The sequence below is a fragment of the Flavobacterium sp. genome (assembly GCF_049318325.1).
In the GTDB taxonomy this organism is placed as follows: domain Bacteria; phylum Bacteroidota; class Bacteroidia; order Flavobacteriales; family Flavobacteriaceae; genus Flavobacterium.
This window is the reverse complement of record NZ_JBMOGQ010000058.1, coordinates 1-13,071: the sequence shown is the minus strand read 5'-3', so window position 1 is coordinate 13,071 and position 13,071 is coordinate 1. Positions and strand designations below refer to the sequence as shown.

Here is a 13,071-nt window from a genome sequence, read left to right as displayed (position 1 = left end):
CATAGATATTTTTTTGAATAAAAAATAAAAATACCATGAAAAAATATATTACAATTATTATTGCTGGACTAACTTTTTCAGCATTAAGAGGTCAGGAAACAACACCAGAAGATGCCCTCAGATATGCTGAAGAAAACTTAACTGGCTCCGCAAGATTTAGAGGAATGAGTGGTGCTTTTGGAGCTGTTGGTGGTGATTTATCAGCTATCAACCAAAATCCTGCTGGTTCCATTTTCTTTGCCAATAACTTTGCAACTTTTACTGGTTCTAGTTATAACACCAAAAATACCTCTCGTTACTTTGGAACAACTAAAAGTGAGAACGATAATTCTTTAGACATAAATCAAGCTGGTGTTGTTTTTGTCTTTAAAGATAATAATCCAAAAAATGATTGGAAAAAAATCACAGTGACACTTAACTACGAAAACAACAACAATTTTAACAATAGAATTTATTCAGCTGGAATTAATCCTTATAATTCTATAGACAAGTATTTTTTAAGATTTTCCAACGGTTTACCTCAAGAAGGTGGAATTACATTACAAACACTAGAGAATGCTTTTTTTGAAGATTTAAACTTTATAGATCAACAAGCTTTTCTGGGATATCAAGCTTACATGTTTAATCCTGTTAACAATACACCACAAAATACAACATACGTTACTAATGTTCCAACAAATGGTGATTATTTCCAAGATAATTTTACCATAAGTACAGGGTATGATGCTAAATTTACAGCAAACTTTGCTACAGCATATAAAGACAAATTGTTTTTAGGTATAAATTTAAATTATCACTTTACAGATATTGTAAAAACTACCTCAGTTTTTGAATCCTATAATACTATTGACACAACAACTGGTTTACAGTCTGTTCAGTTTGATACCGAAACTCATACGTTTGGTAACGGTATTTCTTTCAACCTTGGGGCCATTGCTAAAGCAACTGAAAGTCTTCGTGTTGGTTTAGCCTATCAATCACCAACTTGGTATAGATTAGTTGACGAACAACGACAAGCTATATTTGCTAATTGCCCAGATTGTTCAACAAATAATCCGATAAATTTTAATCCAGGTATTACGATGATTTATCGACCATATACAATTCAAACTCCTGGAAAATTGACAGGAAGTGTTGTTTATATATTTGGAAAAAGAGCACTAGTTAGTGCTGACGTTTCTACTAAAGACTACAGCAATACAAAATTTAGACCTCTGAATGATTATACCGGATTAAACTCATTTATGAGTAATGCACTTAATGATGCTATTGAAGTTCGTTTAGGCGGTGAATACAAATACAAAGAATTTAGTTTTAGAGCAGGTTATCGTTTTGATGAAAGTCCTTATAAAGTTGATCAAAATTTTGGCGACTTAACCGGATATTCAGGTGGTTTAGGATATACTTTTGGAGATAGTAGAATTGACTTAGCCTACTCATATGAACATCGAAATTTTAATTATACCTTTCTATCTTCAGGCCTTACAGATCCTGCAAGAGTTAGCCGATATAACAATAATGTAACTATAAGTTATTCAATGAATTTCTAATTTTCATTTACCATATCATACTAAACCACTTCTTCTCGAGGTGGTTTTTTATTTTAACAATTTAATTCGAAATAAAAAGCTTAATTTTGCACGCTTTCCGCACAATCGGGATTATGTCTATGAGAACAAAATCATTAAAGAAAAATAAAATCAATGTTATTACACTTGGATGTTCCAAAAACACTTACGATAGCGAAGTTTTGATGGGACAATTAAAAGCAAGTGGAAAAGATGTGGTATACGAACAAGATGGTAATATTGTAGTAATCAATACTTGTGGCTTCATTAATAATGCCAAAGAAGAATCGATAAATACAATTCTTGAATACGTTGACAAAAAAGAAAATGGTATCGTAGACAAAGTTTTTGTTACAGGCTGCTTGTCCGAAAGATATCGCCCAGACTTAGAAAAAGAAATACCAAATGTGGATCAATATTTTGGCACAACTGATTTACCACTTTTGTTAAAAGCACTTGGCGCTGATTATAAACACGAATTATTAGGAGAACGTTTAACCACGACTCCAAAAAATTATGCCTATTTGAAAATTGCTGAAGGTTGCGACCGACCTTGCAGTTTTTGTGCCATTCCAATTATGCGTGGAAAACACGTATCTCAAACTATTGAGAAATTAGTAAAAGAAGCGGAAGGTTTAGCCCAAAATGGCGTAAAAGAACTGATTCTTATCGCTCAAGATTTGACTTACTATGGTTTGGATTTATACAAAAAAAGAAACCTAGCGGAACTGCTGGAAAACTTAGTAAAAGTTGAAGGCATCGAATGGATTCGTTTGCATTATGCCTTCCCTACTGGTTTTCCTATGGATGTATTGGAATTAATGAAACGGGAACCAAAAATCTGTAATTACATTGATATTCCGTTGCAACATATTTCGAATAACATTTTGAAATCGATGCGTCGCGGAACTACCAAAGAAAAGACAACTAAATTATTAAAAGATTTCCGGGCAGCCGTTCCTGGTATGACCATCAGAACAACTTTGATTGTTGGTTATCCTGGAGAAACTAAGGAAGATTTTGAAATTATGCGTGACTGGGTTCAAGAAATGAAGTTTGAACGTTTAGGTTGTTTTACTTATTCTCACGAAGAGAATACCCATGCCTATTTATTGGAAGATAATGTTCCCGAAGAAGTGAAACAAGCCCGTGCTGCCGAAATAATGGATTTACAATCGCAAATCTCATGGGATTTGAATCAGGAAAAAGTAGGACAGACTTTCAAATGCATTATCGATAGAAAAGAGGGGCAATACTTTATCGGAAGAACTGAATTTGACAGTCCAGATGTGGATAATGAAGTGCTAATAGATGCTTCAAAATTCTATGTGAAAACCGGTGATTTCATCAATGTAAAGATTATTGAAGCTACAGAGTTTGACCTTTATGGTGAACCTAATCAATAGCAAAAACTAATTTTTACAAACAATATTTTTACTATAAGTCTTTATTTTATAACTATTTGCAGATGGTTTTTTATGTTGAATATACAAGTTATTAATAAATTAAATTACCAATAATCCATATTCTCTCAAGGATTTAACTGGTTTTGAAAACCAAAACAATTCAAAATCTTCAAATATATTTTCAAAATCGGTTTTGAGTTGTGCATAAGTTATCGTCTTGTCATTGTTTACAGAAAGTAAATCAAGTGATTTCACCAACCAATTCGCTTTGGCTGACTCTATTGAAATGTCTATCGTTTCCCTTTTATCGTGAAAAGTCAATCGCATCATTTCCCAAGTGATGCCTTTTTTAGATTTTGTAAAAGTCTGAGTTACGGGCTTTCCTCCTATCCAGATTATTTTTGCTGAAGGTTTCATCGCTAAAGTATTTTCATTTTCCAGACAGGAAACAATATAATCGGAAGGAATGGTAGTGTTCGGAATTTTAAAATCGAACCAATCCTGAAGATCGTACTCAAAACAGATGCCGTGCATAAAGTTGAACAGCGATTTCTTTAATCCAAAACTAAATTTATCATGATTGATTCCGGTTATGTCTTTAAATTGTATATCGTTGTTTGCAAAAGTAATATCTTTCATTTCAGGAATTACACCAAACGCTGAAGGAATCATTCCAACCGGACTGTGAGCAGTCATAGCAAACTGATGCCAAAAACCCGACTGCAGTATACCTAACTCAAACATTTGACGCACCATTTCTAAACTATCAATCGTTTCCTGAACCGTTTGTGTAGGGTAACCATACATCAAATAAGCATGCACCATGATTCCGGCTTCGGTAAAATTGCGGGTGACTTGCGCGACTTGTTCTACAGTCACACCTTTTTGAATTAGTTCTAACAATCGGTCTGAGGCTACTTCTAATCCACCAGAAACAGCAATACAACCTGAAGCTTTGAGCAACAAACTCAAATCAGAAGTAAAACTTTTCTCGAAACGAATATTCGTCCACCACGAAACCGTTAGTTTTCTTCGCAGTATTTCCAAAGCTACTTCGCGCATCAATGCAGGCGGTGCCGCTTCATCAACAAAATGAAAACCAGTTTCTCCTGTTTGAGCAACGATTTCCTCCATTCTGTCGACCAAAGTTTTAGCTGCTATGGGCTCATAGAGTTTTATATAATCTAAAGATATATCACAAAAAGTACATTTTCCCCAATAACAACCATGTGCCATCGTTAGCTTGTTCCAACGGCCATCACTCCACAAACTATGCATGGGGTTGGCAATTTCGATAACTGAAATATAATCATCCAAAAGCAAATCGGAATAATCGGGTGTGCCAACATCACTTTGTTTGTAATCATGGCGGATGGTGTTATTTTTATAAACCACCACATTGTTTTCTATGAGGAATGTTCTTTTATAAAGAGATTCTTCACTTAGTTCAGGTTGACAAACATTGTAGTAAAGCAATTCGACAGGCAATTCACCATCGTCTAGCGTGATGAAATCAAAGAATTCAAAAACACGTTTCTCTTTTAAGTCGCGAAGTTCCGTATTTGGAAAACCACCGCCCATAGCTGTTTTTATTTTGGGATAATGCTTTTTAATGAATTGCGCACAACGAAAAGCACTATATAAATTACCCGGAAATGGAACAGAAATTAAAACTAACTTAGGCTGTACTTCTTTCAGTCTTTCTTCTAAAATAGGAAGAGTAATACCATCAATATACGTAAACTCGCTTTGCAGATTAGAATATAGTTCATCAAATGAATTAGCGCTTCTACCCAATCGTTCAGCATAACGGCTAAAACCAAAGTTTTCATCAATCGCTTCTTTGATATAATCCGATAAATCTTCAAGATAGAGTGTAGCTAAATGTTTCGCTTTATCCTGTATTCCCATCGAACCAAACGCCCATTCCATATCGTCTAACTGTTGAAAACGAGAAGCCTCTGGAAGGAAGTTACCCGCACAGATTTGCCTTGCCAATGTTTGATTTTTTCCTTGAAGAAAGGCAATTACTGCGTCAATAGTATTGATATAATCTTGTCGTAATGAATAGATTCGTTTAAGGTTTTCAGTTTTCGGTTGACGGTTGTCAGTAGAAAAAATACTGGTAAGCCCTTCTTTTGAAAAGAGATTTAAAATCACCTCTATACCCAAATCCATTTGAAAGGCAGTTATGCTTTTTGTATTTAGAAAACCTTTTAAATAGGCCGTTGCCGGATAAGGTGTGTTTAACTGCGTAAACAGTGGCGTAATTAAAAGTAGGTCTTTCATTTGTGTTAGATAACAAACAAAAATACGTTATTTCTCTTCCCGTTTTCTTGCAGCAATAAAATCGTTTAATTTTTTTCCGTATAAGGATTTGGCAACCTTTGGTGTCATTGATTTTTGGATGGTATCCATATACTTTAAATTGATGTCATAAATCTCTGCCAAAGCCACATAGGGAGCAACTTCATAATCAGCGTGATTGACTGCAAAATTGGTCGTATAGAGATATTTTCTTTTTTGAATTCCTTTTTGTTCTTCTTCAATTCTGGCCGCCTCTTCTATTTTATTATTCTTTAAAGCATTGATTCGTTTTTCTATCAAATCTAAATCCTGATCAACAAATCTGGAAACGACTTTTTTGTATTCGTCATATAGCGCCTGGTTTTTGGAACCTGTTATTTTTACATCGGCGGTAAAAAAATCTAAAGATGTTTGAATATCCATATTCCCTTTTTCTGCAAAGAATGAAATGTTGTTATCAACTGAATTGCTTACGCCACGGTCTAAAAACAAATACAGCATTTCTGGGGATTGTATATCAAACTCACTGGTAAAATGAGAATCGCCGTTAATTTTTATCGTATCAATAGGAACAAGAACTGTATCATTTATTCTTTGAATGTATAAAGTTCCTTTTTTTAAGCCTTTAATATCTCCGGTTAAAACAAAGTTTTTAGTTGATTTCTTTTCGGAACAAGAAGCGAAAACTACTATTGATAACAGCCCTATTATTGATTTACGCATGATTACTAATTTTTGCAATACTACTAAAAAAAATCCTCAATCTGATTTACAAATTGAGGATTTAATAGCGAATTTATTTTGACCAGAGGCTAAAAAGCAGAACAGAACGATGTTAATTACCCCTTTAACCAATAATTATTTAAAGCTTTTTTTGATTCATCTGTAAACTTACATCCTTCCTCTTCATCAAAATCTAATTTTACTTTTCCTTTGATTATTTGCTCTACTCCGTCTCTTTCTATTGTAACACTGATAGCATCATCGATTTCCCAACTTTGACTTATCATTATTAAATCATAAATGTTGTCTAGATTATACGCTTTGTCATTAAATGACACTAAAATATCGCCTCCTTTTAATCCCAAATTAGTCATAAAACTGTTCAATTTTGTCCCAGGAAGAACAATAATTTCTTTTGTTGAAGGATTTACGGTTATGAATGGCACTGATTTATCTTTCAGGAACGGATTTGCCGACACCTGCACTTTTGCTTTGGAAACACCCATTTTAGTAAAATATACTTCATACGGAATTGGTGTTTTTCCGGCAACATGGGTATTTAAAAACTCACCTACTTCTGGATAAGTCAACTTAGTAATTTTAGCAAAAAGTTCCTCATCATCAAAAGGTTTATCTATACCATACAGATTTGATAAATCTTTCATCATACTTAAAATTCCTTTTTGTCCAGCACTTTTTTCTCGAATTATTATATCAATACACATTGCTATTAAAGCTCCTTTTTCGTAAACATTTAAATATTGATCTTTATAAGGTTCAATCAAAACATTAGCGCTCATTTCGGTAAACGACATGGTATCATTTAAAGTTGAAGCATTATTTATTTTGCCAGACATTCTTTCGTAAAACTCGTCAGCGGTAATTAATCCTTGATTTACCTGAAATAAATTGGCGAAATATTCGGTAACTCCTTCATACATCCATAAATGTTTTGACATTTTTGGGTTAGTGTAATCAAAATACTGAATTTCTTTAGAATGAACACTCAACGGAGTTAAGGTGTGAAAAAACTCATGCGATACTACATCTTTTAACTGCTCACCTAATGCTTCTACATCCATTGCTTCCGGAAAAACTACCGTAGTTGAAGTATGATGTTCTAGAGCTCCAAAACCTTTAGCGTCGTTTTTAGCCATATCTGATAAATACAATAAAACGGTATATCTCTTATTGGCATTTATAGAACCCAAAAAAGCCTTCTGAGCTCGCATTGTTTTTTGTAACTCAGGCAATAAATCTTTTGCAGTATGCACGCCATTTGGAGAATAAACACTAAAAACAATCTCCATATCATCTACGTAGAAAGTTTCTATATCAGCTTTAGCATACATAATAGGATTATCAGTCAAATCAAAATAACGGCTTGCCATAAATGTATCTACTGTATCGCTTTTATCAATATCTATCAGAGAAGTGGCACCTTGAAGAGCTGCCGGATGTAGAATGGTAAGATTATATGGAATTTCGGTTAATTGGATTTTGTCTTCAAAATAACCCACAAAACCATGATTATTCACCATAAAGTTTTTCCCTTCCAGAATGTTTGTTCCTGCAGGTGAAAATATATCCTCTTTCCCAAAGCCTTTTCCAGATTCTGAATCAAAAGTGTCATTTACATAATAAGTAACTTTTACAAGTGATTTAGCATTTGATATTTTCCAAGAATTTGTATCAGTTTTTGAAGTGGCTAATTCTTTCCCATTTTTATCAAATGCTTTTAATTCATCAATAAGTTTTCCATAATTATCAGAAGAATAGGTTCCTGGAACTGTTTTTGGAAAGTGATAAATGATTTCGTTTGAAGTAAACTTTGGCGGGGTAATGGTTACACTTACCTTATCGTCTTTTACTTTATTTAAATCAATAATGACATTGACCTGATTTAAATTTACATCCTTTTTTACTTCTTCTTTTACTGGTACTTTATTTACCGTGGATTTCATTTGTGCTGTTACCGTATAGCCGGAAACAATTAAAGCAAAAAAGGCAGTTACTATTAGTTTGTTCATTGTGAAAATTTATTTTTAAGATGAGTCCTCAAAAGTAATTATTAGTTATAAAAGATTTTATTTTTTTTGATATGATTAACTAAATAGTAAAAGGATGTGCGTTTGAATTAATTAAAAAACTCTTGCAAAAACAAGAGTTCAATTTTTAGTCAAATTTATTTTTGATATAGTACTTACTGTCCAAATCATCAAAATCATCAATAATAGGCTTAGGTTTTGGCTTACTTCCTGTTGCTTTCTTTTTCCAAAGCTCAAATTTATCTTTGGATAATCGTTTGCGCATTAATTCGGTAACTTCATTTTCAGTAAGTCCAAATTCTTCTTTAATTACTTCGAAAGGCTTTCTTTCCTCTTGCGCCATGCTGACAACTCTTTCTAATTCTTCATTGTCAAGTTCAATTAGTCTACTTTTTTTCATTTCTGTAAAAGCATTTAAATAATAAGTATGTTAAATGATTAATTCGTATTTCAATATTAATAAAAAAAATAATTAGTTTACAAACATCAATGTCTTTTTTTTAATTAAGAATTAGGAGAACGTCTTTTTTGAAAAGGAATTGTCAACAGATTGGATAGTTTGTTATTTTCTTCAGGTTTCATGTGAGTGTCAACGCCATAAATTAATTTCTCTCTGTCTAGAGTTTTAAAGGTGCCAAACAACCTGTCCCATATAGAAAAAATATTTCCGTAATTACTATCGGTATAAGGCAAAACGTAATGATGATGTACCTTATGCATATCGGGAGAAACAATAAAACAGCTTAAAATCATGTCTAGTTTCTTTGGTAAAGTAATATTAGCATGATTAAATTGTGTAGCCACAACCGATAAAGTTTGGTATAAAAAAACCATCCACATCGGGCAACCCACAATCAAAACTCCGAACGTTGTAAAAATAAACCGTAGCACACTTTCGCCAGGATGATGTCTATTGGCCGAAGTGGTATCAATCCACGTATCGGTATGATGTATCAAATGAAAACGCCATAAAAATTTGACTTTATGTTCAATCAGATGAATCAGATAAGCTCCGATTAAATCTAAAAGAAGCAGTCCGACAATAGTATATGTACATATATTAAATTGGGGCAACCAATTTAAAATTCCGAAATGACTTTCAGTAGTCCAATCAGCAGCTTTTAATAAAATTAAAGCCAAACAAAAATTGACAATAATTGTGGTAACCGTGAAAAAGATATTAATTCCGGCATGTTGCCATTTATTATAATTGAATTTAAACAACGGAACAGCAGTTTCTACCAACCAAAAGAAAGCAATTCCACCAGCCAAAATAAAAGCTCTGTGTGAAGATGGAATCGTAGAAAAATAATTAATAATCTCGTTCATAGTTTGAGCATTTAGTTCAAATATAATAAAACTACTTATTTGATAATTCGAAAAGTGAGGTTTATTCTCGATTTAATTACTGAAGTTGTTTTCGGAATTTGATGTTTCCAAAAATGCTGTGTCGAACCTTTCATAATCAGTAAACTTCCGTGTTCCAACTTTATTTTTAATTTCTGTTCTTTGATGGTATTGTGCTGCAAATGAAAATACCTTTCGGCACCAAAACTGACCGAAGCAATTACCGGATTTCGTCCTAATTCCTTTTCATTATCCGCATGCCACCCATTGCTATCTTTACCATCACGGTAATAATTGAGTAAAACGGTAGTGAAGTTTTCCTGACAAATTTCCTCGATTTCATTTTTAATAAATACCAATAACGGATTCCAATGATGCGGTTGCATGACAATATTGGAATAACTGTATGACTTTCCTTCATTGCCAAAAAGTGCCGTTAATCTGGGTTGCGGATGTGTTTTTCCATAGACCTTAATATTGTCTTGTTGCCAGGGAATCTCATTTCTTAATTTCTCGAAAAGTTCATCTGACCTATCATTTTTAAAGAAATTTGGATAATACTCGATTTCGGCATCCGGAATGTTAAAAGTGATTTTTTCTTTTGGAAAAAGTGAATTCACTATTTTATTTCTTTTTAAAATTTATATTCATTAAAACAATGGCAAAAATTATTAATATAATTCCAATCCATTGAGACAGGATAACTGTTTCATTAAGTACAATAAAAGCTAAGGTAACTGAAACAGGTAGTTCTAAAGCGGAAACAATACTGCCAATACCTATACCTGTTAATGGAAAACCAGCATTAAGCAACATCGGAGGAATTACGGTTCCAAAAACGGCAATCAAAATGCCCCATTTTATAAAAATATCATAATTGAATGGGGTATTCAGGGTGAGTATTGCAAATATAAAAACGATAATTACTCCACCCAACAGCATATATAAACTTCTTTGAGCCGAGGATATCGATGTTGCTACTTTATTTGCGACAAACATTGTCGTAGTGAATGATACTGCAGCTAAAAGTCCTAAAACGACTCCTTTCCAATTAAGTTCTACTTTGCTTAAAAAAAAATTAGTTGCTAAAGCTGTCCCGAATAAAACAATAACTACTGAAAGTATTTTAATTGGTGATGGAGCTTTTTTTTCTATTAACATTTCAAGAAATACTCCCATCCAAACAGTTTGCATTAACAAAACAATTCCAATAGAAACAGGAACATATTTTACAGTTAAATAATAAAAAATACTTGTCAATCCAGTTGAAGTACCTAATAACATCAATTTCTTTATATCTGTTGAAGATGCTTTTACCACTTTATTTCCTTTTCTATTCTTTTGAAATAAATTTATAAGAAATATTAAAAAAATACCAATTACAAACTGAGCGGTAATTACTTCTGCGGGAGTATAATGGAGTCCTTGAGAACTTGTATCAGCATAAGCTAATTTTACAAAAGTAGCAAGCATACCGTAGCTTGTAGCACCTAACCCAACAAGTAAAACTCCTTTTAATACTTTATTTCCAAACATGATTTAATTTTTAAAGCCGATAAAGATATAGAATTGAAATAGTTTTAAAGGAAGATAATTTAAAAAACAAAACCGCTTCGGTTTAACGAAACGGTTTATTTTGGAGCCGGCGGAGGGACTCGAACCCACGACCTGCTGATTACAAATCAGCTGCTCTAGCCAACTGAGCTACGCTGGCGGCGTAATAGTTTTGCAAATATATAAGTGAAAATTAATTCTCCAAAATATTTGCGAACTTTTTTCTATTAAAGTGCGTTGATTTTTTCAACTAATTGATTTGCAGTTTGTTCTAAATCTGCATTAATTTGCTTGAAATGCGCTTTTTTATTTTCTACTTTTTTAGCATTAACTTTTTCTATCAAACCGTCAAATGACTTAATAGCTTCATCAATGATGTTGTTAGTTTTGTCTGATGGTTTTCCGGTAGTTGTCATTTCGTATATGTAAACAGCTTCAATAATATCACCTAAAACGTAGTTAATATCTTTCTTTAAATTTTTAACACTTGGCATTTTCTTTATTTTTAAAATTAATTTCATTCCGTTCAGCCTTTGGCTTCGGGTCTGTGCAAAATTACACTAAAACTTTAGAAAACAAACTACGAAATATAAATTTCTAATATTGATGATTTTCCAGAAAGCTGAAAATCAGTAATAGCTGCAGGTATCAAAACCGTATCGCCTTTTTCATAACTATAACTTTCATTATCAAACGTCAGCTTAAAGTTACCTTCTACACACATATAAACGGTAAATGAAATTTGGTTTTTATGAATTTCTATGTTTCCGTCGAGCGGGATAAAATTAGTTGTAAAGTAGTTGCAATTAACTATTTCGTTGGCAACGTTTTCGGTTTTAGAATAAAATCGTTGTGATTGAATCTTTTCATAATTCAAAGCTTCCAAAGCTAAATCGATATGCAGCTCTCGTGTTTTTCCATTGGCATCTACTCTATCAAAATCATATACACGATAAGTAATATCCGAAGATTGCTGAATTTCGGCAATCACAATTCCGGCTCCTATAGCATGAATCGTTCCTGTATCTAACATAAAAACATCACCTTGCTTTACTTTTTTAGTATCCAAAATAGTGAGTAGGGTTTTGTTATTCAAGTTTTTAATATACTCCTCAGGTGACGATTTTTCTTTGAAACCTACAATCAATTGGGCATCCGTATCGGCTTGCATCACATACCACATTTCGGTTTTACCAAAAGAATTGTGACGTTTTTTGGCTAATTCGTCGTTGGGATGGAGTTGAATAGACAAATCTTCCCGAGCATCTAAATACTTAAAAAGAAGTGGGAATTGTTTTCCAAATTGGTCATAAACTTTGGTTCCCAAAATGGTTTCGGGAAATTCGTTAATCAATTCGTTTAATGATTTTCCTTTCAATGCACCATTAGCCACAACACTAACATTATTTTCTAAAGTAGATATTTCCCAGCTTTCACCTGTAATATTAGATGTTATGGGTTTGTTTAGAAAAGTTTTTAATTTGGTTCCGCCCCAAATTCTTTCTTTCAAAATGGGTTCAAATTGTAACGGATATAATTTCATCGATGCCATTTTGAGCAAACTTACATAGTTTTGAGAATTTCAAGCGCCTTTGCGATGTGTATTTTTGCCGAAGTACTATCAAAAATTAATTGAACAACTCCTTTTTTATCAATAACATAAGTAGCTCTGCCGGGAATCAAACCCAAGAAATCATTAGGTACACCAAATTGTATTCTGATTTTTTTATCAAAATCTGAAAGCAGTATAAATGGAAGTTTATAACGTGATGCAAATTTTTGATGTGATTTTAAACTATCACTGCTTATTCCAATTACTTCAGCACCAAGCGCTTTAAAATCTTCATAATTATCTCGAAAAGTGCAGGCTTGGATAGTGCAACCGGGAGTGTCATCTTTCGGATAAAAATAAATTACTAATGGTTTTCCAATGTATTCTATTATATCAAAAGAATCTCCTTTACTATCTATCGAGGTAAATGTAGGGATTTTGTCCCCAATTTTTAGCGCCATTAATTTCCGTTGTAGGTTACAAAATTTCTTGGTGTTTCATATAAGACAATTTCTAAATCTTTACTGGCATCAATGTATTTTCTTAGCTTTTGCCAAATGACAACT

Annotated in this window: 12 protein-coding genes, 1 tRNA gene and 1 pseudogene; 2 read left to right on the top strand and 12 right to left on the bottom strand. The window is 32.9% G+C overall.

The genetic code is table 11. The features are described 5' to 3' along the window. Positions 1–35: 35 nt before the first annotated feature. Both ACOYLP_RS06815 and rimO read left to right on the top strand, forming a co-directional pair. Entirely contained in the window at positions 36–1,550 is a 1,515-nt protein-coding gene (locus ACOYLP_RS06815) for an OmpP1/FadL family transporter (protein WP_422855433.1), read from the top strand. 119 nt (positions 1,551–1,669) lie between these two features. Beyond that, on the top strand, positions 1,670–2,974 hold the full coding sequence (gene rimO / locus ACOYLP_RS06810) for a 30S ribosomal protein S12 methylthiotransferase RimO (protein ID WP_422855432.1): 1,305 nt from the start codon (positions 1,670–1,672) through the stop codon (positions 2,972–2,974). 99 nt (positions 2,975–3,073) lie between these two features. Here the strand turns inward: rimO and ACOYLP_RS06805 are convergent, their stop codons facing one another. From ACOYLP_RS06805 to ACOYLP_RS06750, 12 genes and pseudogenes are all read right to left on the bottom strand, one after another. Beyond that, positions 3,074–5,263 carry a B12-binding domain-containing radical SAM protein gene (locus ACOYLP_RS06805; RefSeq protein ID WP_422855431.1) on the bottom strand — a complete coding sequence of 730 codons (2,190 nt, stop codon included), beginning with the start codon at positions 5,261–5,263 and terminating at the stop codon, positions 3,074–3,076. 27 nt (positions 5,264–5,290) lie between these two features. After that, positions 5,291–6,004 carry a DUF4369 domain-containing protein gene (locus tag ACOYLP_RS06800; RefSeq protein WP_422855430.1) on the bottom strand — a complete coding sequence of 238 codons (714 nt, stop codon included), beginning with the start codon at positions 6,002–6,004 and terminating at the stop codon, positions 5,291–5,293. Between the two features lie 116 nt (positions 6,005–6,120). Beyond that, the gene (locus ACOYLP_RS06795) at positions 6,121–8,034 is read right to left on the bottom strand and encodes a peptidase M61 (RefSeq protein WP_422855429.1); all 1,914 of its coding nucleotides are present in this window, start codon (positions 8,032–8,034) and stop codon (positions 6,121–6,123) included. Between the two features lie 145 nt (positions 8,035–8,179). After that, positions 8,180–8,452 carry a TIGR03643 family protein gene (locus ACOYLP_RS06790; protein WP_422855428.1) on the bottom strand — a complete coding sequence of 91 codons (273 nt, stop codon included), beginning with the start codon at positions 8,450–8,452 and terminating at the stop codon, positions 8,180–8,182. A gap of 104 nt (positions 8,453–8,556) precedes the next feature. Continuing rightward, entirely contained in the window at positions 8,557–9,381 is an 825-nt protein-coding gene (locus tag ACOYLP_RS06785) for a sterol desaturase family protein (RefSeq protein ID WP_422855427.1), read from the bottom strand. A gap of 35 nt (positions 9,382–9,416) precedes the next feature. Continuing rightward, a complete protein-coding gene (locus ACOYLP_RS06780; RefSeq protein WP_422855426.1) occupies positions 9,417–10,019 on the bottom strand; it encodes an alpha-ketoglutarate-dependent dioxygenase AlkB family protein in 603 nt (200 codons plus the stop codon). Positions 10,020–10,023: 4 nt separating this feature from the next. Next, positions 10,024–10,935, bottom strand: a complete 912-nt coding sequence (locus ACOYLP_RS06775) for a DMT family transporter (RefSeq protein ID WP_422855425.1) — start codon at positions 10,933–10,935, stop codon at positions 10,024–10,026. A gap of 101 nt (positions 10,936–11,036) precedes the next feature. Next, positions 11,037–11,113: transfer RNA gene (locus ACOYLP_RS06770), tRNA-Thr, on the bottom strand. A 67-nt stretch (positions 11,114–11,180) separates the two neighbouring features. Continuing rightward, complete coding sequence (locus ACOYLP_RS06765; RefSeq protein ID WP_422855424.1) at positions 11,181–11,447, bottom strand: hypothetical protein; 267 nt, start codon at positions 11,445–11,447, stop codon at positions 11,181–11,183. 86 nt (positions 11,448–11,533) lie between these two features. Beyond that, on the bottom strand, positions 11,534–12,496 hold the full coding sequence (locus ACOYLP_RS06760) for a type I phosphomannose isomerase catalytic subunit (RefSeq protein ID WP_422855423.1): 963 nt from the start codon (positions 12,494–12,496) through the stop codon (positions 11,534–11,536). Positions 12,497–12,516: 20 nt separating this feature from the next. Beyond that, positions 12,517–12,966, bottom strand: coding sequence for a peroxiredoxin (locus tag ACOYLP_RS06755; RefSeq protein WP_422855421.1), 450 nt, complete (start codon positions 12,964–12,966; stop codon positions 12,517–12,519). Continuing rightward, positions 12,966–13,071: pseudogene (locus ACOYLP_RS06750) on the bottom strand (6-carboxytetrahydropterin synthase); the annotation flags it as partial. The gene ACOYLP_RS06755 and the pseudogene ACOYLP_RS06750, both read right to left, overlap by 1 nt.

Coding starts and splice junctions, on each gene's coding strand:
- ACOYLP_RS06775 (WP_422855425.1), bottom strand. CDS start 10,935: ATGTTTGGAAATAAAGTATTAAAAGGAGTTTTACTTGTTGGGTTAGGT.
- ACOYLP_RS06790 (WP_422855428.1), bottom strand. CDS start 8,452: ATGAAAAAAAGTAGACTAATTGAACTTGACAATGAAGAATTAGAAAGA.
- ACOYLP_RS06795 (WP_422855429.1), bottom strand. CDS start 8,034: ATGAACAAACTAATAGTAACTGCCTTTTTTGCTTTAATTGTTTCCGGC.
- ACOYLP_RS06760 (WP_422855423.1), bottom strand. CDS start 12,496: ATGAAATTATATCCGTTACAATTTGAACCCATTTTGAAAGAAAGAATT.
- ACOYLP_RS06815 (WP_422855433.1), top strand. CDS start 36: ATGAAAAAATATATTACAATTATTATTGCTGGACTAACTTTTTCAGCA.
- ACOYLP_RS06765 (WP_422855424.1), bottom strand. CDS start 11,447: ATGCCAAGTGTTAAAAATTTAAAGAAAGATATTAACTACGTTTTAGGT.
- ACOYLP_RS06805 (WP_422855431.1), bottom strand. CDS start 5,263: ATGAAAGACCTACTTTTAATTACGCCACTGTTTACGCAGTTAAACACA.
- ACOYLP_RS06800 (WP_422855430.1), bottom strand. CDS start 6,004: ATGCGTAAATCAATAATAGGGCTGTTATCAATAGTAGTTTTCGCTTCT.
- ACOYLP_RS06755 (WP_422855421.1), bottom strand. CDS start 12,966: ATGGCGCTAAAAATTGGGGACAAAATCCCTACATTTACCTCGATAGAT.
- ACOYLP_RS06785 (WP_422855427.1), bottom strand. CDS start 9,381: ATGAACGAGATTATTAATTATTTTTCTACGATTCCATCTTCACACAGA.
- rimO (WP_422855432.1), top strand. CDS start 1,670: ATGAGAACAAAATCATTAAAGAAAAATAAAATCAATGTTATTACACTT.